Origin of the sequence: Sporomusa termitida (assembly GCF_007641255.1) — a bacterium.
GTDB classification, from domain to species: Bacteria; Bacillota; Negativicutes; order Sporomusales; family Sporomusaceae; genus Sporomusa; species Sporomusa termitida.
The window spans coordinates 4,991,496-5,011,342 of sequence record NZ_CP036259.1 but is presented as its reverse complement, the minus strand read 5'-3'; the positions used below and the strand labels follow the sequence as shown (position 1 = coordinate 5,011,342).

Below are 19,847 nucleotides of genomic sequence, written 5' to 3'. Positions count from 1 at the left end.
CTGCTTCTGAAGTAATCTAATCCTGATAAAACACACCTGCCGCCGGCCGGCCAAGACCAGTACCGGCCAGCCTCTTACTGAGGTTTTACCGGCCCTGTTTCTTCCAGCTGGCCGATAGCAACATGAACTGTATTATGCTGTTCCAGATAGGTAACATAAGCGGTACTGCGTTCTTTATCCACACTCTCAATCCAGACATCATTGTTGCGGTATTTTACGCCGATAATCTCCTGGGATTTTAAGATTTCCTCAGCCCTTGTGGCTTTCATTCTACCACCCCTTTTCTTAGAGTAGTATTTTCCCCGGCCGACTGGTTTATACGGCAATTTTTTTTACCGCGGCCTGCAATTCTTCCGCCATTTTCGCCAACACCTGGCTGGATGAGGCAATTTCCTGCATCGAGGCCGCCTGCGCCTCGGTAGCGGCAGACACAGTCTGGGTTTGACCGGCCGTAGCCTTGCTCACACCCTCAACCGTCCGGACCGCCGTAAATAATTGCCTGCCGCCATTTTATCGAGCTGGCCTGTCACGGCCTGCACAGGCCGGATAATCATTGTGGTCAGGGCAACGCTCAGGACGATAGCTGCCACTAATGAGATAATGCCGACCGCAATATAAGCTGGTCGGCTACCCCCTGTTTGTAGCTGGCCGTATCCTGGATCAGCTTCTCGATCTCCGGCCGTTGACCGGCGCCGGTCAGCTCCAGCAGCTGTGCTTCCAGGGCCATAACCTGATTCAGCTTGTCCGCAAAATTTTTACTGTATTGGTCGTCGCCGTCAGCAATGAACCGCCTGATCTCCAGGACCGCGCCGGTGTATTCATTTCCGGCCTTGGCCGCCAGCATCGACCGTTGGTTGGAATTTTGTATTTTTTTGTCGAAATTAAATCCTGAAAATTACCTCAATAAAACTAACCCCAAAACATGAATGTCCAGATTATTATGCTATAATAAAAATTGACGCAAACAATAGTTCTGGCTTGTCTGCCCCGCCCCAGCAGTCTATAATAGCCTTAAAGGAAGTGTCAGTATGGAAGAATTGTTAAAACAAATACTTGTCCGGCTTGATGGTATAGAGAAAGAGGTTATCTCTATTAAGTCAGACATGGCAACAAAAGCCGACCTTACCCGCTTAGAAACCAAAATGGAGCAATATGGCGAAGTCCAACAAAAGGACGTATACCACCTTCTCGAACTAACCAGCAAAAAAGTCGATTCTATCCATGAAGATTTAAAGTCTTTGGCCGAAGTTACCGGCGAACATGAAATGAAAATTCGCTCCCTATCGCGTCGTCCTGTTTAAGCTTGAATATTGCCAATGCCACGGGAGAGGCCGGTTCCTCGCTCAATCTTGCTAATCGTTCATCGGTTCGGGCCATAGTATCAGGGAATTCCTTTTAAAAGGTGCCCCCATCGCCGCTAGAAACTCCCTGCCGGCTATTCATCGGTACTTGCATTTTACTGCAAACAGGCTATAATTAAAAATAGGTGGAAATTAAAAAGTCGCCGTGACCTGAAGGTGTCGCAAGCACCTCCGGGCCCGCGCAAGGTGTACAGAGCACCTACACGTAACAGTCAGACTGTCCACGACGACATTTCTATTATACACCGGGCTTCCGCCCCAGCACAAGCAGGGGAGCAGGCGCGGGGGTTAACGGGATGCCGCCGGCGGCGCCGGGCTGTGAGTGCGACTGGACGCAGCAAAGCATTCAGCCTTTCTTGATACGCAACTGCCGCGGCAGGGCACCAACCGCTTGCCGGTGTGACCGCCCTGGCTGACCGGTCGGCTATGTCCGGCTTATTGCTATTGGGGCTTTTAGCAGACATCAACGCCAAACGCATGTGTAGGGTAAAAACCTGCGCATGCGTTTTTTAATTTCCCCTGTAAAAAAAGCTGGCGGCGGTGCTGCCCGCAGCCTTCCGCCCCAGCTTAAGTATGGGGGGTATACATGTGTCTAATAAAAAGAAAGCCCGGCGCCGGGGACCGGACGGCCCGACGGTGCTAAAAAGAATGTTAAACGAGGCTTTTGACCAGTACATCTTTACCAGAGTGGACCATATCCTCAACCTGGCCGGTACCAGGAATGCCCGCTACAGTAAAACGGCCCGGGAAGTCAGCGCCGCCCTGGACCGGCTGCTGACACTGGCCCGGCAGTTGAAGGCCCGGCAGCCGGAATTGCTCGGTTTGGTCATGGATTTCGAGGCCCTTACGGCGCTTAAGTCCGGGCAGACAGCGGAAATTGCCTACCGGCAGGGGCTGCGGGACAGCAGCCATGTGCAGCAGGAATTTATGGCCATCCTGCAGCAGCAGCCTGGCCGCAGCAATGCCTGATTATCCGGCCGGATCACACAGCTCGTAAAAACAGGGGATGCCGGCCGGCATCCCCTCAGCTGTATACACTGTCTTGGCCCCTGAACCCGGCTCTAAACTATCTAAAATCTGCCCGGTAAAAAAGAACGCGCCCTTTGAGCAGTCACGGCCAGGCTTTACAGCCGCAGGGGCGGGCAGTCTTCTCTCAGCAAACCAAACATCTCAAGGTCGACATATTCGCCGGCCAGAAAAGCCGCCTTGCGCAGGGTGCCTTCATAACGGTAGCCGCATTTCTCGGCTACCTTGCGGCTGGCCTCATTGCCGGCGACCAGGGTAAGCTGCAAACGGGGAATGGGTTTGGACTCAAACAAAAAAGCCGACAACAAGGCCAGGGCTTCGGACATATAGCCCTGCCCCCGGTCCTCACGCCGGAAAACCTGATAGCCGACCTCATAGCCGGCCCGGTAATCGGCATTCCTAAAGTAGATAATCTCGCCGACAATCTTCCCCGCCTGCTCCTTATCGGTAATCAGCATCCGGCCAAAATTCTCCGACCAGAACCCTTTGTCGGCAAACCCCCGGCGAAAGGCCGGCTCCGCCGGAATATCGAGCAACCAGTACATACCCTTTTCGGATACATCTGTCATTAATCTATAAATTAATTCAAGATCACTTTCCCGTACAGTCCGCATACAGACTTTTTTGCCCTGAAGCACACAGCCACACCTCACACTACCACACCTTCCTTAGCAAATATATGTATCAACGCCAATTTTTATTATCTAAGTATGGTATCCTTCATTATCTAACATTATCAAAAAAAAGTAAAGCCTGGCTGTGGCAAGTCGGTAATTTTTTATAAAATAAACAGCACCATAATCAGCCCAAACCGGTAATAATAATGTTGCCGGCGGCATCAATAATAAACTCCCGCGCCTGGCCCGCCTGCTTGTTAATATCGGGGTGATCCCGCAAGCGGGGACTAAGAAAAACCAGTTCCTGATTGGCTGAACCCCGCAGATAAGAGCAAGAGGGCCGGTGCTCAAGATAGGGACCGGACACCAGCAGGTCTGTTACCTGCAGCAGCTTATTCCAGTCGGGATTATCGGCCTGGGTAAGCTCCTCATATTCATAACCGGTGAAGACTATTACCGTTAAGCCGTGTTTAACCATAATCGCCGCCAGTTCAGCCAGGGCCGCGGCCTGCCGAAAAGGCTCGCCGCCGGAAAAGGTAACCCCTTCAATGCCGCCGGCCGCCAGAATCCGGCCGGCAAGTTCCGCTACCGTCACCAGCTGGTTTTCTGTAAGCGCCAGCATCTCCGGATTAAAGCAGCCCGGGCAGCGGCGGTGGCAGCCCTGCACCCAGACTACGGCGCGCCGCCCCGGTCCGTTAACGCTGGATGCTGGCAAAAAGGCGGCCATGTTAATCAGGCCGCCCGGCAAACCCCCGCCGGCGGTATTCATCGCCGGTTGTCCTTAACTTTAGTGAGATCCTCCGGCTGCTGGTAATACTCAGGCGTCATTTCCCGGACTTTGACCTCACCGAGGGCCTCTTCCAGGGGTCTGGTAATATCCAGGCACTTGCCGCCCTTGGCCCCGGCCACTTTAATATTGACTTTGCCGTCGGCGGCAATCGTTATTTCCAGTTCCTCTTTTTCCATAACACACCACCCTTTCCCGCTTAATCCCTGGTTTCGATTTCCAGTAACACCTGGCCCGGACCCGGTTCACCGGCAACCTCGCCGGGATAAGACGCCGACTGGGCCCGGCCTTCCTGCAGCCATTGCCGGAGGTATTGAATATTTTCCCGCTGGGAAACTGACAGCGGCACCTGACGCTTAAGCGATATCACAATATCCTCGGTGGTAATCTCCCGCATTCGGTCACTAAAGGCCAGATACATGGCATCAATAATGGCCTGCTCGATCTCAGCCCCCACATAACCGTCCGCTTCTTTCACCAGACGCTTGAGGTCGAAGTCGCGGGGTGACCGGTTCCGCCGCTTAAGATGGGTGATAAAAATTTCCCGGCGTTCCGCCATATGGGGCAAATCAAGAAAGAAGATTTCATCAAAGCGGCCTTTACGCATCAGTTCAGGCGGTAACGCCGCGATATTATTGGCCGTGGCCACCACAAAACAGGGCTCTTTTTTATCCTGCATCCAGGTCAGCAGGGTGGCGAATACCCGCTGGCTGGTACCGGCATCGCCTGAACCAAAGGCAAAAGCCTTTTCTATTTCATCCACCCATAAAATGCAGGGAGCGATCGTTTCGGCAATATGCAAAGCCCGGCGGGTCCGGTCCTCCGACTCCCCGACATAGGAGCCAAATAAAGCCCCCACATCCAGTCTGAGCAGAGGCAGCTGCCACAAACCGCTGATCATTTTCGCGGTCAGACTTTTGCCCGTACCCGGGATTCCTACCATCGCAATCCCCTTGGGGGCAGGCAGGCCATAGTCACGGGCATCCTTCGTAAACGCTTTTTCCCGCAGGCGCAGCCAGTCTTTTAACACCCCCAGGCCGCCCACGCTGTCGGCGGTTTCCGTGGTGCTCAGGAACTCCAGCGCCTCGCTTTGCCGGACCAGCTGGGCTTTTTCTTCGGTAATGAGCGTAATGCTGCGGTCATCCAGGCAGCCACAGGTAACAATGGCTTTAGAAAATACCCGCCGGGCCTGGCCGGCAGTCATCCCCATTGCGGCCTGGACCACCTTTTCCCGGCCGGGCTCGGTGAGATTGATCTTAACATTGGCCCCTTTCAGCAACCCTTCCAAAACCGCATCAAGCTCTTCCCCATTGGGACGGCGTAAATGAATAATTACCGCTTCATCCTGCAGCTCGTCCGGAATCTGGCCGGTGGGAGTTGTAATTACGATGGACGTCCGGGTCTGCGTCAGGCGCTGTACCACACTGCGCAGTTTACGCCGCACCGGCGGGTTCGCCCAAAAATCGTGGAAATCCTTACACACAAAGATGGTCCCCGTATTATCCATGCCGGTCTTTTCCATCAAATCAAGGGCGACCAGCGGGTCCCTGCACTTTAGGTCAAGCCCGGTCCGGCCGGTCAATACAACAAAGCCGTCGGCAACATCCCAGGACAGGCAGGTACGGTTTTTCTGCTCGCACACTGTCTTAACATGCTCAATAGCCCGTTCTTCCTCAGGGGTTACGATAACAATCAGTGTTACCCGCGCTCTTATATAAGTATCAAATTGCTCGGCAAAGTGATTCATTTACTTCCGCCTCCTTCATCGCCGCCCTCATACCCAGCGTCTGACAACCAGCCGGATCTGGCCGCTGGCATCCTGCTGCTGCTCCACAACATTAAAGCCCTGCCGGTTAACCTGCTGCATAACCGTAGCCAGCGCGTACTGCTGCTGGACCTTGGCGGTAAACTGCTGCTCGCTTAGGCCCTGCACCCCAAACCAATCGGCGACCAAGCTGTACGTTCCATCAGGTCCCAGAGCAAAACCGACATCATACCCCTGCCGCATACGTACAGCAATATCAACCGGTGTTTCCTGGCCCCGGTACCCTTTGATCGCTACGCCTTCCTCCGTCTCATAGCCCAGTTCTTGCAGACAACTGAGCAGCATTTCTTTATTCGTGATTTTAGTAGCTACCTGCGTAAAATGTGACATCCCTTGCTCCTCCTCTACATAAGCTTAACCACCGGTACAGCAGCAGCAATGATCTGGCCGCTGCCGGCATCACAGGCGGTTACCGATAATTGGCCGGCGCCGTCAATACTGAGAGTAGCCCGGATGACCGGCTGACCAGACAGCGCCGGTTGGTCTGTCCTTAATATCAGCGGATTTTCCCCGTTTATACAATAACCGGCCTCCACCCCCAGCCGGTAGATAAATAACGCGTACTCCTGCTGCCCATCATAGCTGGCTTTAATGACTAACTCGGCAACAGGGCCGGCACTGGGATAAAAGGTACCGCGAGCCGCCACCGGCTGATAGCGGTATTGTCCCGGTTCCCAATAACGCACCCCATAGTTATACCGGATATAGCCGCAGGCATCAATGCCGGCAGCCAATGACGCCGCCCCGCAGGCGGCAGCACTAAGCAAACATTGATCATAAACAGGAATACCGGCAAAAAACGTATGGACAGCTTGCTTATACAAAGCCGGCAGCCCACCGCTGCCGGTCAAAACAACCCCGGCATAGCCATCGCCGTCATACCCCCGCCCGGCAGTTTGCCGGAGGGCCTGCCGCAATATATGCTCAAGCTGAGTATGGATAACCAGTTCCTGATCCTGGCCAGGCTCTGGTTCGATCAGCCAGTCCCGAACATGGCTGAGCACCCGCAGGCGTCGCTCCTTATTGCCGTCAGCTTCTTGCCCGGCCTGGGCAACAGCAACCTCGGCCAGTTCGGCCTCCAGGTCAATAACAATGAAACGATCGCCCGGTTTCACATACAGCCCGGCCCCCCAGGCAGCCGCCCAGGGATGCTCAACCATTTCCAGCCGGGTAAACCCGGCTTGCTTCACGGCCCCCTTCAGCCAGTGGCCATACCGCTGCCACCCGGTTTCGGCCTGACAAGCCTCTGCCGGCACCGTAAAAGTGATAACAGCCTCGCTGCTTAACCCCAGCACCTGACCGGCACGACAGATAACAGCGGCTAAATAGTCTCTGGCCATATCCTGGCAGCAAAGCCAGCGGCTGCCGGCCGGGCCAAAAATTCGTTTCCCTGTAATGACATCGAGTTTTAGCTGGCTGTATACCGGCCGCGCATCAACCGCGCCCCGCAGTTTCTCAGCCGCTTCCTGCCCGATCCAGCAGGCCTCTGACGCCTGATCATACAATATTAATGAGGGTGCCGCGTAAACGGTTGTCCCGCCACTCCCCGGACCGGCCCGCACCGGTCGCGTAATCGCCGGCACATACAGGGTTTCGGCCTGCCGGGTGGCTTGCCGCCAATAGGCCGCCACCGTATACGTATGACCGAAATCAATTGCCAGCCGTCCTGCCATCTCGTCCCCTCCCCGGCTTACAGCCTAATATCATAACAGAACTTGCTGTCAAGTATCGTCTGTAGAAACGCTACCGCCTGGCCGGCCTCAGGCTCAAGAGCGGCTGCGGCCAGTAACTGCCCGGCATGCTGCCAGTCGGCATGAGTAGCCTGGGCCAGCGGCTTGACCAGCCGCAGCTGTTTTATCGTAATGTTGCGCCGGCCGGGATTACTGATGGCCGCTAACGCCCCGTCAGCACTAACCGCCAGCAGCCGGCCTGCCGCCGGCAGCGTCCAGAGCAGCTTACCGCTCGCTGTTTGCCAGATCTTTAACAAACCGTCAGCCCCGGTACTTACCAGAAAATTCCCATCCCCGCTCAGCTTGAGAGCCTGTACGGCCCCGGCGTGGGCCGCCCAGCACAGCTTACCCTGTTTGCTGCCTGTCAATGGATACAGCCGGATAATGCCGTCCCGGCCGCCCCCCACTGCCAGCCTTTGTTCAGCACTGACCGCCGCCGCCTGGAACCAGCTGCCGGGATACTGGCCTTGATTTGTCATATAAGCCCCATCCCAGTCCCAAACCCTGGCCGCGGCCAGGCCCCCGGCGCAGGCGGCGGCCAGAATGGCGCCGCCGGCACCGGCAGCCATGGCCGTGACCAGCCCCGGCTGCCCGCACACACTGCTGACCCATTTCACCGCCGGCAGCTGCCAGATATGAACCCGGCCTTCCCGCCCGGCCGTTGCCAGATAACGGCCATCGGGTGTAAAGGCAACAGCCGTAATCGCTTCGGCATGCAAATCCACGGTCCGCCATATCTGCTGGCTGCCTAACTGCCATAACCGGAGCCGGCCGTCACGACCGCCGCCGGCCGCAATCCGCTTGTTGGGATGGAACGCCATGGCCTCAATCTCGGCCTGATCGAAGGCAAGGGCTATCAACTCGCGCCCGTCTGGCACAAACGCGTTTCTGCCTGACTGCGGACAGGCGGCCAGGCTTCTCTCCCAGCCCCGCTGCGCCCAGGCCCCTGGCTGCCAGCCGGAATTCTTCAACAACAGGGTAATCTCGCCGGCCCATTGTGCCGGGGCCCGAAAGACCAGCCGGTACAAATCCGGCCACCGCTGCTGGCTGGCTAGCAAATCCAGCAGGGACTCCCAGTCGGCAGCGGTTATTTCCTCATATTCATCCTGACCATTGCCGGCCAGGAGCAGGCCGGTTAACAGCAACCCCTGGCCACTTTTGCGGGCCGCCGCCAGAAACCGCCGCCGTTCAGGCAACGAAGCCTCACTATAGCCTCTGGCCAGGAGGGGCCGGTCTTCCTGCCAGTCCAGGGCGTAATATTTATCCCACTGCCCGGTAATCGCGTAGTACAAAGCGGCGCGGCTGTCATCGGCCGGCGCATAGCCGGCCATAACAGCCCAGGCTTGCAGGCGTTCATTATCCGGATCAGCCAGGACAGTTTCACATACGGTATCGACGGCCTGCCTGTTCGTCAGGGTCAGGAGCAGGCGCCGGGCAGAGCCGGCGATACTCCGGTCGGGATCATCAACAGCGGCTAGCAGCTCCGGCACCAGCTCGGTGCCCTCGGCCAGCATAACCCGGTCAGCCTTTGTCTTCAGCACGGTCAGCAGCCGTACACCCAGCGGATGCGCTGCCAGATACCCGGTTTTCATTATTATTTGCTCCAGTTCCGGTGAACGGGTCTTAGCCCATTCCCCGCACAAAGCATCAATCGCCCCGCTATCTGACAGCTGGCAGAGTACAGACCGGGCGCCGGCTCCTATTGCCGGCTCAGCCAGCGCTGCCACCAGCGGTATAATCACCTCCGGTCCCATCCCGGCCGGAATATGCAGCTGACCGGCGCTAAGGGCGGCCTGTACATTGTCCCGGATTTCCCGGTCAGCTTCGGCCTGCACCGCCTCGCTTGCGGCCTTCCCGGCCGCCGCTGCCGTATTGCTGCCGCCCTCGGCCTCTGCCCGGATTTTAGCCATAATCCCCCAGATAATATCGCGGATATTCTGGCGCTCACCGGCAGCCAGCTGTTCGGTTATAACAGCTTCGGCCAGTTCTTTGAGTTCAGCCACATACTCACTGGGATAGATCCAGGTTAACTGCCGTAAAAATTCTTTATCATCATCACCCAGCGCCATCTTCTCACCACCCGCACAGGTTGTTTAATATTCCAGTTCCTTCGCGCTGACACGTTTGCGGAACATCCAGTACACCCAGCCTTGATACACCAGTACCACCGGCACTAACGCCACCGCGGCCACCGTCATGATTGTCAGCGTGTACTGGGAAGAGGCGGAATTTGTAATTGTCAGGCTCCAGGCCGGATTAAGGCTTGATACCATCAGCCGGGGGAAAAGGCCCCAGAAGAAGGCAATCGTTGTCAACATAACTGTCAAACTGCTCAAAATAAAACCTAAGCCGAAACGCTGCCTGTAGACCGCCCTCAGGGCCGCGACAAACAAAGCCACCGCTCCCCATAAGGCAATGCCGGCCCCCGTACTGGCAAACAAATCGGTGCGGCTATAGGTCAGCCCGACTAACAGCAGACAAAACACCGCTGCGAAAACGCCGGCTTTGATTGCGGCCTGCCGGGCTCGCGCCACCATATCCCCCTCTGTTTTCAGGGTCAGGTACAAAGCCCCGTGAAAGGTAAAGACCAGGAAAAACGCAATACCGCCTACCAGGGTATAGGGGCTCAGCAAATCAAAGAATGTCCCCACATATTGCATATTCGCATTGATCGGCACCCCCTGGATCAAATTGGTCACCGTTACTCCCCAGAGAATAGCCGGTATGGCACTGCCGATAAATATCATCAAATCCCAGGTACTGCGCCAGGTCTGATTCTCATCCTTGCTTCTAAACTCAAACGCGACGCCCCGGACAATAAGGGCCATCAGCATGAGAAACAGGGCCAGATAAAAGCCGCTGAATAAGGTTGCATATACATGCGGGAAAGCAGCAAACATAGCCCCGCCGGCCGTAATCATCCATACCTCATTGCCATCCCATACCGGGCCGATCGTATTGATAATCACCCGGCGCTCGGTATCATTTTTCCCCAGAAAAGGCAGCAGGATCCCGACCCCATAATCAAATCCCTCCAGAAAGAAAAAACCAATAAACAGAACCGTAAGCAGAATAAACCACAGTACACTTAACTCCATAATGCCGCCCCCTTCGCTGCCGGTTGTTTGGGCTGATCACTGCTTATGCCTGGTCCCTGGCGAACAAATTTCTGGACAAGATATACAGCAGCGGCGGCTAATACGGCATATACCAGAGTAAAGCCGACCAGAGAAATCCAGATACTTACAGCGCCAACTGACGGCGACACCGCCTCCTCTACCCGCTGCAGGCCGAAAACAATCCAGGGCTGACGCCCGCCTTCGGTAACAAACCAGCCGGTAGAATTAGCAATATAGGGAAGCGGCAGACTCCAAAGCACCGCCTTCAGCAGCCAGGGCCGCTCCTCCAGCTGGCCGCGCCACCAGAAAAAGCCGGCGGCCAGTACGACAAGCAGCATCAGCGAACCGGCGGCCACCATAATTCTAAAACTCCAGAATACGGGCGTGACCGCCGGTACATAATTACCGGGGCCGTATTGAGCAATATACTCCTGCTCAATATCCTTAATCCCTTTCACGGCCGTATTAGGATTATTATTGGCCAGCATCGACAACAGGCCGGGGATTTTCAATTCGGCTGTATTGGTCTTATTTTGTTCGTCAATGATCGCAGCTACGGCAAAAGGTGCCGGGTTGGCAGTCTCCCACAGGGCCTCAGCCGCCGCCAGCTTCATCGGCTGCGCCTTCGCCATAAACTGGGTCTGCGCATGACCGCTGCCCATTAACAGAAACAAACTGACAATACTCCAGATCAGCCCCAATTGAAACGAAGCCCGGAAAAAATCCAAATGCGTTCTCCTGATTAGATGATACGCGCTAATGGCTAAAACAAAGAAACCGGCAGTTACAAAGCCTGACAGAACCGTATGCGGAAATTGATAAAGTACATAGGGATTAGTAATAAGTGCAACAAAATCGGTCATCTCGGCCCGGCCGTTATTAATAACATACCCTACCGGCGACTGCATGAAAGAATTAGCTGTTAAGATCCAGAAAGCCGATAAATTAGTAGCCAGCGCCACAATCCAGATACTGACTGCGTGTAATACTTTGGGTATGCGGTCCCAGCCAAAAATCCACAGCCCAATGAATACGGACTCCAGATAAAAGGCAGTCAGCGCTTCCATAGCCAGGGGGGCGCCAAAAATATCCCCCATAAACCGGGCATACTCGGACCAGTTCATACCAAAATGGAACTCCTGGACAATACCTGTGACCACACCCATAGCAAAGTTGATCAGGAAAAGTTTACCCCAGAACTTAGTCTGCTGCTTATACATTTCATTACCGGTGCGGACATAGATAGTTTCCAAAATAGCGACAATAAGCGACAGACCAAGCGTCAGCGGGACAAAAAGAAAGTGATAGATGGTAGTTATCCCAAACTGCCAGCGGGACAAAATGAGTTCTTCCATATGCCTACCTCCTGCTAGATTTATTTGCTTTAGCAGCCAGGGCTGCAAAAGTAACACTGGCTAGATCGGCCGCCAGCCGGTCCTGAATACCGGCCAGCGCCTGATGCACCGGACACTCCTGCTCACAATCACGATTACACGCTTTGCGGTCAGCCAGGCAGCGATGAATGGCCAGCGGCCCTTCCATAGCGACAATAACATCATATAAACTGATTGCTGCCGGCGCCTTAGCCAGGGCAAAGCCTCCCGCAACACCACGAAATGACTTTACCACCCCGGCGGCAGAGAGCAGCCGCATAATTTTCTGGAGAAACCGGTGGGGAATATGCTGCCTGTCAGCAATAATGACACCACTGGCCACCTCGCCCGGCGGCAGCCCGGCCAGATACAGTACTACCCGGAATGCATAATCAGTGGCCTGATTCCACTGCACAATGGCACCACCTTCTAGTTGTCATAATAAATCAATACTCAACTGGTATAGTATTGATTTTATTGTACTGCCAAAACCTAAATAATGTCAATAGCTATTATTTGAAAAATCATATTAATTAAAAATGATTCGTCTTTATCCCCGTCGGCCGGCTTGCGTCCAACCGGCCAGACGCGCAGCCACCGCCGGCGTAATCAGCCCCGGCCCCAGCCGCCAGCCCCAGTTCTGCCCCACAGTGCCCGGCGTATTCATCCGCGCCCGGCTATCCAGGCCAAGTACGTCCTGCAGGGGCATAATCACCGTATTGGCTGCACTAAGGTAGGTGAGCCGGATAAGCTGTTCACACACGCCCTGCTCACTCCAGTCACTGCCCAGCTGCAGCCGCTCAAGGTGGGCCAGCACAATAGACTTGAGCTGAGGACTGGTGCCAGCCAGCTTTTGATACCAGCCCAGCAGGGTATCATTGTCATGGGTACCGGTGTAAGCAACCGTATTATAGCCGGTATTATGGGGGAAATCCGGTGCTGCCCCGCCATCACCAAAGCTAAAGGGCAATACTTTCATGCCGGGATAACCAAACCGGTGCTTAAGCCGGTTGACACCAGGGGTAATAACGCCCAGATCCTCGGCTACCAGCGGCAGCTTGCCCAGGTACTTCTCCAGCACGGCAAAAAACTCAGCGCCCGGTCCTGCCACCCACTGGCCCTGAACAGCTGTTAATTCACCGGCTGGAATCTCCCAGTAAGCCTCCAAGCCCCGGAAATGGTCAATCCGGATCAGGTCCACAGCCTTGATCAGCACCGCGAGGCGCTGCCGCCACCAATGATAATCATCCTTTTTCATCTGTTCCCAGTCATACAGCGGGTTGCCCCACAGCTGGCCGCTAGCACTAAAATAATCGGGCGGAACACCGGCTACCTTGACAGGACGACCGGCCGCATCCAACTGAAATAACTGAGGATTAGCCCAGACATCGGCGCTGTCATGAGCGACAAACAGCGGCAGATCCCCAAACAGGCTTATGTCCCGCTGATTGGCGTAGGCTTTGAGCTCCTGCCACTGCTGCCGGAAGACAAACTGTAAAAACATTTGATAGGCAATCTCTTCCTCCAGCACCTGACGGTAATACTCCAGCGCCGCCCCGTCCCGGCGGCTGATATCAGTATCCCACTCAGGCCAGGGTAAACCACAGAAGTGTTTCTTCAGAGCAGCAAACAGGCTGTGGTCGCCCAGCCAAAAGGCGGTATCCGCCAGAAAGGCCTGATAGGCGGCCGCCGGCGGCTGGTGACGGAAGCGGTCAAACGCCAGCCGGCAGATTTTTTCTTTCCATAGCTTAACCCGCGGAAAATCAATACTCTGCGGGTCAGAATTCCTAAAGCCGCCAAAGGGCAGCTCCGCTTCTTGCAGCCAGCCGGCTGTCACCAGCTTTTCCGGGGCAATAAGCAGGGGATTGCCGGCAAAGGCGGACAGGCACTGATAGGGCGACTCACCAAAACCGACAGGGTTAAGAGGCAGGAACTGCCATAGCTTCTGCCCGGCAGCAGCCAGAAAATCCACAAACCGATAGGCTTCCTGCCCTAAATCACCAATGCCGAACGGCGACGGCAGTGAAGTCGGATGCAGCAGTACACCGCTTATGCGTTTACTCTCATTACCGGCCGGCGCCACCGACCCCAGCAGCAGACAACCGGACAGCGGCGGCAGGGTCAGTTCAGCCTGGCCCGGCGCCGGCAGCGGTATTCTCTCACCTGACAACACATCAGTGGCATAGTCCTGGTCAGCAAACCAGGTACTGGTATCAATACTGACTGCCGCCGGCTCCTTACGGTTGCGGTTAAAAACCATAATCGCTGTATTATCCGCTTCCAGGTCACCAAATACGTCCTGCCCGCCCCGGATACGCCGCCCATAGCCATACACATCACCGGCAGTCATTAGCGGCAGCCACTCACCGGTCCTAAGCACAGGATACTGCCGGCGCAGCCCTGTAAGCAGCCGGCACCAGGCCAGCAGGTCCTGCTCTTCCCGGCCCCAGGGATAGGTCCGCCGGTTTAAGGGGTCCGTATACCCTTCAACCCCCGCCTCATCACCATAGTAAATACAGGGAGCTCCCGGGAAGGTCAGCAGCCACAGCATTACCAGTTTGAGACGGGCCAGTCCCAGCGCCCGCGCCGCCGGCGTCAGCCGGTGTCTAAAGGCGGCCAGGTCGCTTTGTGAGCCCGCCGGCGGCGCTTCCCCCAGCAGGGTCAATATGCGCGGCACATCATGACTGCCAATAATATTCAGATTGGCATAGAAGTTTTCCCGGGGATAATTCTCAAATAAGCTGAACAGGGCCCGCTGTGCCGCCTGTGCATCACACCAGCCGAGCATAAAGTCCAGGACAATCTTTCTAAAGGGGTAATTCATTACCGAATCCAGTTTAGTACCGTTAAAATACTGCCGGAGCTCGCCATACGCCACTTTATGGGACGCATCTTCCCACACTTCACCGATCAGCACCGCCTCAGGGTCGGTTTCTTTTAATGTCTGATAAAATTTTTTTAAAAAAGCCGCCGGCAATTCATCGGCAACATCCAGGCGCCAGCCTTTAATCCCCAGCTTATGCCATTGCCGGAGCACACTGTCGGCACCGTCAATAATAAAATTCTGATAGGACAAATCGTTCTCATTGACATTAGGCAAGGTGCCAATCCCCCACCAGGACTCATAGTGATCCGGATAGTCCGAGAATTTATACCAGGAATAATAGGGCGACGCGGGGGATTGATAGGCGCCGACGCTGTCATAGGTATTGTCCTGGTTAAAGTAGATACTGTCGCTGCCGGTGTGGCTGAACACACCGTCCAGGATAACGGCGATACCATACTCCTTAGCCTTGGCGCACAATGCAGCAAACAGGGCATTATCGCCAAACATCGGATCAATGGTTTTGTAATCGGACGTATCATACTTATGATTCGAGGGGGAGGCAAACACAGGATTGAAATAGATAGCAGTTATCCCCAAAGACGCAAGATAGGGCAGCTTGGCAATAACACCGGCCAGATTGCCGCCAAAGAAGTCATAGGCCAGGATCGCCCCGGTATCCATAGCCCGGGTATATACCGGCGTATCCTGCCAGTCGGCGTGGAGCAGGCTGCCGGGCCGGGGCTGCAGAATTTGACCCTGGGGCAGGCCGTTATAAAAGCGGTCAACAAAAATCTGATAGACAATGGCATGCTTGAACCATTTTGGCGTCACCGCCCCCGGCTTATAGATACTGATTTGATAGGACGGCGGCGGCGCGTCCGCAATCCGGCCCACACCGCCGGTCTCTTCGTTATTGTTGCCATAATAAAAGGTTTGACCGCCTTGTCTGACAATAAAGTAATACCAGATAACGCCAGGCACAGCCGGGGCGGCAATCACGGCCTGATAAAGCTGCTGACCGCCCTGCTCCTGCACCAGGCACATAGTGGTTACTGTCTCACCGGCCCCGTCCTGCCACTGCCTGAGGACCACCGACTCGACCGGCGGCACCCGGTAGTTCTGCGGTGTGGCCAGCAGCAGCCTTAGCGTTACCTCGGTATGACAAGAAACAGCCCCAAAGGGGCTGCGAAAATCTATATTGTGGGAATCGTGCAATAGCCAGTATTGATTCATGCCGGTCACCTCCATCATTAACTTTCCCGAATAACTACCGGCTTAATCCCCCAGATGCCAATCGCATATTCGGCTACGGTACGGTCACTGGCAAAACGGCCGGAAAAAGCGATATTGTTAACGGCCATGGCCTGCCACCGGCTTTGGTCCCGGTACAGGCAGGCCACTTTTTCCTGCGCAGCCGCATAACCGGCGAAATCCCGGAGGACAAAATACTCGTCATTCGTGCGCAGCAAAGAGTGATGGATACTGTGAAACTCATCCGGGCTGGCCGGCAAAAAGCCGTTCATCAGCTGGTCGACCACCAGGCGGAGCCGGGGATTGCCCTGATATACCTCCAGCGCGTTATAGCCGCCGTATTTATAATAATTCAGCACCTCAGCGGCTGTCAGACCAAAAATGACAATATTATCATCGCCAACCTCATCCCTGATCTCAATATTGGCCCCGTCCAGGGTACCAATAGTAACAGCGCCGTTCATCATAAATTTCATATTGCCGGTGCCTGACGCCTCACGGCTGGCTGTTGATATCTGTTCACTGACATCAGCGGCCGGCATAATCAGCTCGGCCAGGGAAACACTGTAGTTTTCCAGAAAAATCACTTTGATCCGGGCGCCAATAACCGGGTCATTGTTTATTACCTGGGCGAGAGTGTTAATAAACTTAATAATACGCTTGGCCAGATAGTAGCCGGTAGCCGCTTTGCCGCCAAAAATAAAGGTGCGGGGCTCAATATCGATAGCCGGATCAGCCTTAAGCCGGTTATATAAATCCAGGATGTGCAGCGCGTTCAGGGTCTGCCGTTTATACGCGTGAATGCGCTTTACCTGCACATCAAAGATCGAATTAACATCAACCGTGATTGCCATTTTATTCTTGATATAAGCAGCCAGTCTGGCCTTGTTGGCCTGTTTAACGGCTTTAATGGATGCCTGGAAGGCCGGGTCCTGCGCATAACGGCGGAGGTTAGCCAGCTCATTGGGATGGGCCAGCCAGCCGGGACCAATCGTTTCCGTAATTAAAGACGCCAGTTTGGGATTCGCCTTAGCCAGCCAGCGCCGGTGGGTCACGCCATTGGTCTTGTTGGTAAAGCGGTGCGGAAAATATTGATGAAAATTACTCATAACCTCTTTTTTCAGGATCTCACTGTGAACGGCAGCGACACCGTTGACACTGTGGCTGCCAACAACCGCCAGATTCGCCATGCGGACATAGCAGTCACCAATAATCGCCATCTCCCGGATACGCTCCCACTGCCCAGGATACTCTTGCCAGAGGGCGGCACAAAACCGCTCATTAATCTCATGGATAATCATGTACATCCGCGGCAATAAGGCCTGCACCAGATCAACCGGCCACTTTTCCAAAGCCTCCGGCAGAATTGTATGATTGGTATAAGAAATAGTCTTGCTGGTGGTGTTCCAGGCTTCATCCCAGCCCAGGCCCTCCTCATCCATCAAAATCCGCATCAGCTCAGGGATGGCCAGGGCCGGATGGGTGTCGTTAATATGTATGGCAATTTTCTCATGAATTTTAGCCAGGTCGGCCGGGGTGGCGCCGTGGGTCCGCTTGTAGCGCCGGACAATGCTCTGCAAGCCGGCTGATACAAAGAAATACTGCTGCTTAAGCCGGAGTGTTTTCCCTTCCGGGTAATTATCATCAGGATACAGAATCTGCGAAGTCGCTTCCAGGGAATATTTTTGTTCGACCGCTTTCAAAAAGTCACCTTTGCTGAAAGAAGACAAATCAAAGTGGTTGGTCTCCGCACTCCATAGTCTCAGGGTATTTACCGTATTGCAGTTAGCACCCACCACCGGCACATCATAGGGAACAGCCACAACCGGCTCATAGTTTTCATGAATCGCCACCAGCCGCCCGCCTTGTTCGGCCAGCCGGACCTGACCGCCAAACTTTACGGTTACAGCCCGGTCAGCCTTACGCATTTCCCAGATATAGCCATCCTTAAGCCAGTTATCAGGCAGTTCAATCTGATAGCCATCCACAATTTTTTGTTCAAACATCCCATGGCGATAACGGATACCGCAGCCATGGCCGGGTAATTGCAAGGCTGCCATGGAGTCCAGGAAGCAGGCCGCCAGGCGCCCCAGCCCGCCGTTGCCCAGGCCGGCATCCTGCTCCACCGCCTCCAGCTCGCTCAGATTTATGCCTAATTCTTTAAGCCCCTGCCCGCAAATTTCGGTCAGTCCCAGGTTAAACAGGTTACTGGCTAACAGCCGCCCCAACAAAAATTCCATAGAAAAATAATAGACCTGCTTTTCTTTGGTTGCCCGGTACTGCCGGTTGGACTGGTACCAGCTTTTGTTGATAAGCTGCCGGATTAAGGCACTGAAGGCCACATATTTGTCAGCCATGGAAGATTCATCCAGGCTTTGTCCGAACAGGGTCTCCAGCCTTTCAATATAAGCTGTTTTGAACTCTTCTTTAGATTTAAACATATCCAACCATCCCCCTCAGCCGCTATGGAATATCAGAAACACACCCTGGTATTTATCAATCTGTTAACAACCGGTACAGTGCCCGGTATTCAGAAGCGGAGCGCTGCCAGCTATTATCAGAACACATTGCATTTTTAATTAACTTAGCCCATTGGGACCGGTCTTTGTACAGCCGTAAGGCATCTTCAATTACCCACAGCATCTCATGGGCATTATAATTAACAAAGGAAAATCCATTGCCGGCGCCTGTTGCCGGATTAAACGGCGTAATCGTGTCTTTCAAACCGCCGACCTGCCGGACAATAGGAATACTGCCGTATCTAAGGGCAATCAACTGGCCGATACCGCAGGGTTCAAACCGGGACGGCATCAGAAAAACATCGGAACCGGCATAAATTTTGTGCGCCAAAGGCTCGGAAAAAGTAATATTTGCCGATACTTTCTGCGGATACCGGCGCGCGGCCGCCGTAAATAGCTGCTCAAAGCGAGCCTCCCCTGTCCCCAGCACCACTAACTGGACATCCAGGTTCAAAATTTCTTCCATAACATGAGCAATAAGATCAAAGCCTTTGGAGTCCACCAGCCGGGAGACAATCCCCAGCAGCGGGGTTTGCCTGGTTACAGGCAATCCTAGCTCAGCCTGCAGTTTGCACTTATTTTCCAGCCGTTTAACAGTCCCGCGCCAGGTATAGTTCGTATAAATCTCAGGATCTTTGGCCGGGTGGTATACTTCATAGTCAATACCGTTGACTATGCCGTGCAGGTCAGCCTGACGCCTGGCTAAAAAACCGTCCAGCTTTTCCCCAAAATACGGCTGCTGAATCTCCTGTACATAAGACTTGCTGACGGTGGTAATGCAATCACTAAAAGCCAGGCCGCCTTTAAGAAAATTTACCTGACCGTAAAATTCCAGACCAGCTTCGGTAAATACACTGGCCGGCAGCCCGAGCAGATCACCCAGAATATCACCGGGAAAGATTCCCTGATACATAAGGTTATGAATAGTAAACATGGTTTTTATGCCCGCATACTCACTCCGCATAAGATACTGCTGCCCCAGCATGGCCGGCAGCGGTCCGGTCTGCCAGTCATGGCAATGAATAATGTCAGGCCTGAACCCTAATTGGGGCAGCCCCTTGAGCACCGCCCGGCAAAAGTAGGCAAACCGCTCCGCTTCGTCGTAATAGCCATAAAGCTGTTCGCGTTTAAAATAATACTCATTGTCGATAAAGTACCAGGTAAGCCCCTGGTATTCCAATTGATAAATTCCACAATATTGGTGACGCCAGCCAACAGGAACGGTAAGGGTTGCAATCCTGGTCATTTTTTTAGCAAACTCGGCGGGGATTGAACTGTATTTAGGCAGGATAACCCGGACATCAGTCGCCTGGTTTTTAAGCTCCTTGGGCAGCGACCCGATCACATCGCCCAGGCCGCCGGTTTTAGCAAACGGTGCGGCCTCCGGTGCCACAAACAATACCTTCAGCATA

At 54.4% G+C, this 19,847-nt stretch carries 18 protein-coding genes and 1 pseudogene; 2 read left to right on the top strand and 17 right to left on the bottom strand.

What is annotated here, in order from left to right:
• Positions 1 to 74: 74 nt before the first annotated feature.
• The 4 genes and pseudogenes from SPTER_RS23090 to SPTER_RS23085 form a co-directional block, all read right to left on the bottom strand.
• Positions 75 to 269: an H-type small acid-soluble spore protein gene (locus SPTER_RS23090; protein ID WP_144352533.1), complete on the bottom strand. Its 195-nt coding sequence runs from the start codon at positions 267 to 269 to the stop codon at positions 75 to 77.
• 46 nt (positions 270 to 315) lie between these two features.
• Positions 316 to 465 (bottom strand): annotated as a pseudogene (locus tag SPTER_RS24955) (hypothetical protein); the annotation flags it as partial.
• Positions 462 to 590 carry a hypothetical protein gene (locus SPTER_RS25760; protein WP_281289477.1) on the bottom strand — a complete coding sequence of 43 codons (129 nt, stop codon included), beginning with the start codon at positions 588 to 590 and terminating at the stop codon, positions 462 to 464. The pseudogene SPTER_RS24955 and the gene SPTER_RS25760, both read right to left, overlap by 4 nt.
• Complete coding sequence (locus SPTER_RS23085) at positions 590 to 844, bottom strand: hypothetical protein (protein ID WP_144352532.1); 255 nt, start codon at positions 842 to 844, stop codon at positions 590 to 592. Before SPTER_RS23085 ends, SPTER_RS25760 begins: the two co-directional genes overlap by 1 nt.
• A 184-nt stretch (positions 845 to 1,028) precedes the next feature.
• Here SPTER_RS23085 and SPTER_RS23080 point away from each other — a divergent pair, with 184 nt between their 5' ends.
• Together SPTER_RS23080 and SPTER_RS23075 are read left to right on the top strand one after the other, a co-directional pair.
• Positions 1,029 to 1,301 carry a hypothetical protein gene (locus SPTER_RS23080; protein WP_144352531.1) on the top strand — a complete coding sequence of 91 codons (273 nt, stop codon included), beginning with the start codon at positions 1,029 to 1,031 and terminating at the stop codon, positions 1,299 to 1,301.
• Between the two features lie 648 nt (positions 1,302 to 1,949).
• The gene (locus SPTER_RS23075) at positions 1,950 to 2,330 is read left to right on the top strand and encodes a hypothetical protein (protein WP_144352530.1); all 381 of its coding nucleotides are present in this window, start codon (positions 1,950 to 1,952) and stop codon (positions 2,328 to 2,330) included.
• Between the two features lie 155 nt (positions 2,331 to 2,485).
• Here the strand turns inward: SPTER_RS23075 and SPTER_RS23070 are convergent, their stop codons facing one another.
• The 13 genes from SPTER_RS23070 to glgA all read right to left on the bottom strand — a co-directional run bounded on the left by SPTER_RS23070 (position 2,486) and on the right by glgA (position 19,846).
• Positions 2,486 to 2,956: a GNAT family N-acetyltransferase gene (locus SPTER_RS23070; RefSeq protein WP_246105407.1), complete on the bottom strand. Its 471-nt coding sequence runs from the start codon at positions 2,954 to 2,956 to the stop codon at positions 2,486 to 2,488.
• Between the two features lie 232 nt (positions 2,957 to 3,188).
• The gene (locus tag SPTER_RS23065; RefSeq protein WP_144352528.1) at positions 3,189 to 3,773 is read right to left on the bottom strand and encodes a 4Fe-4S single cluster domain-containing protein; all 585 of its coding nucleotides are present in this window, start codon (positions 3,771 to 3,773) and stop codon (positions 3,189 to 3,191) included.
• Positions 3,770 to 3,970 carry a DUF2997 domain-containing protein gene (locus SPTER_RS23060; RefSeq protein WP_144352527.1) on the bottom strand — a complete coding sequence of 67 codons (201 nt, stop codon included), beginning with the start codon at positions 3,968 to 3,970 and terminating at the stop codon, positions 3,770 to 3,772. Before SPTER_RS23060 ends, SPTER_RS23065 begins: the two co-directional genes overlap by 4 nt.
• Positions 3,971 to 3,990: 20 nt before the next feature.
• Positions 3,991 to 5,538 (bottom strand): AAA family ATPase, encoded by a 1,548-nt coding sequence (locus tag SPTER_RS23055; RefSeq protein WP_144352526.1) that lies wholly within the window; start codon positions 5,536 to 5,538, stop codon positions 3,991 to 3,993.
• 27 nt (positions 5,539 to 5,565) lie between these two features.
• The gene (locus tag SPTER_RS23050; protein ID WP_144352525.1) at positions 5,566 to 5,946 is read right to left on the bottom strand and encodes a DUF1257 domain-containing protein; all 381 of its coding nucleotides are present in this window, start codon (positions 5,944 to 5,946) and stop codon (positions 5,566 to 5,568) included.
• A 14-nt stretch (positions 5,947 to 5,960) separates the two neighbouring features.
• Positions 5,961 to 7,289 carry an Hsp70 family protein gene (locus SPTER_RS23045; RefSeq protein WP_144352524.1) on the bottom strand — a complete coding sequence of 443 codons (1,329 nt, stop codon included), beginning with the start codon at positions 7,287 to 7,289 and terminating at the stop codon, positions 5,961 to 5,963.
• 17 nt (positions 7,290 to 7,306) lie between these two features.
• Complete coding sequence (locus tag SPTER_RS23040; RefSeq protein WP_144352523.1) at positions 7,307 to 9,415, bottom strand: WD40 repeat domain-containing protein; 2,109 nt, start codon at positions 9,413 to 9,415, stop codon at positions 7,307 to 7,309.
• Between the two features lie 24 nt (positions 9,416 to 9,439).
• Positions 9,440 to 10,444 carry a cytochrome d ubiquinol oxidase subunit II gene (gene cydB, locus SPTER_RS23035; protein WP_144352522.1) on the bottom strand — a complete coding sequence of 335 codons (1,005 nt, stop codon included), beginning with the start codon at positions 10,442 to 10,444 and terminating at the stop codon, positions 9,440 to 9,442.
• Entirely contained in the window at positions 10,435 to 11,820 is a 1,386-nt protein-coding gene (locus SPTER_RS23030) for a cytochrome ubiquinol oxidase subunit I (protein ID WP_144352521.1), read from the bottom strand. Before SPTER_RS23030 ends, cydB begins: the two co-directional genes overlap by 10 nt.
• A 4-nt stretch (positions 11,821 to 11,824) precedes the next feature.
• Entirely contained in the window at positions 11,825 to 12,253 is a 429-nt protein-coding gene (locus tag SPTER_RS23025; protein WP_144352520.1) for an RrF2 family transcriptional regulator, read from the bottom strand.
• 135 nt (positions 12,254 to 12,388) lie between these two features.
• Positions 12,389 to 15,898, bottom strand: a complete 3,510-nt coding sequence (locus tag SPTER_RS23020; RefSeq protein WP_144353054.1) for a bifunctional glycogen debranching protein GlgX/4-alpha-glucanotransferase — start codon at positions 15,896 to 15,898, stop codon at positions 12,389 to 12,391.
• A gap of 17 nt (positions 15,899 to 15,915) precedes the next feature.
• On the bottom strand, positions 15,916 to 18,357 hold the full coding sequence (locus SPTER_RS23015) for a glycogen/starch/alpha-glucan phosphorylase (RefSeq protein ID WP_144352519.1): 2,442 nt from the start codon (positions 18,355 to 18,357) through the stop codon (positions 15,916 to 15,918).
• Positions 18,358 to 18,412: 55 nt separating this feature from the next.
• On the bottom strand, positions 18,413 to 19,846 hold the full coding sequence (glgA, locus tag SPTER_RS23010; protein ID WP_144352518.1) for a glycogen synthase GlgA: 1,434 nt from the start codon (positions 19,844 to 19,846) through the stop codon (positions 18,413 to 18,415).
• Position 19,847 lies beyond the last annotated feature (1 nt).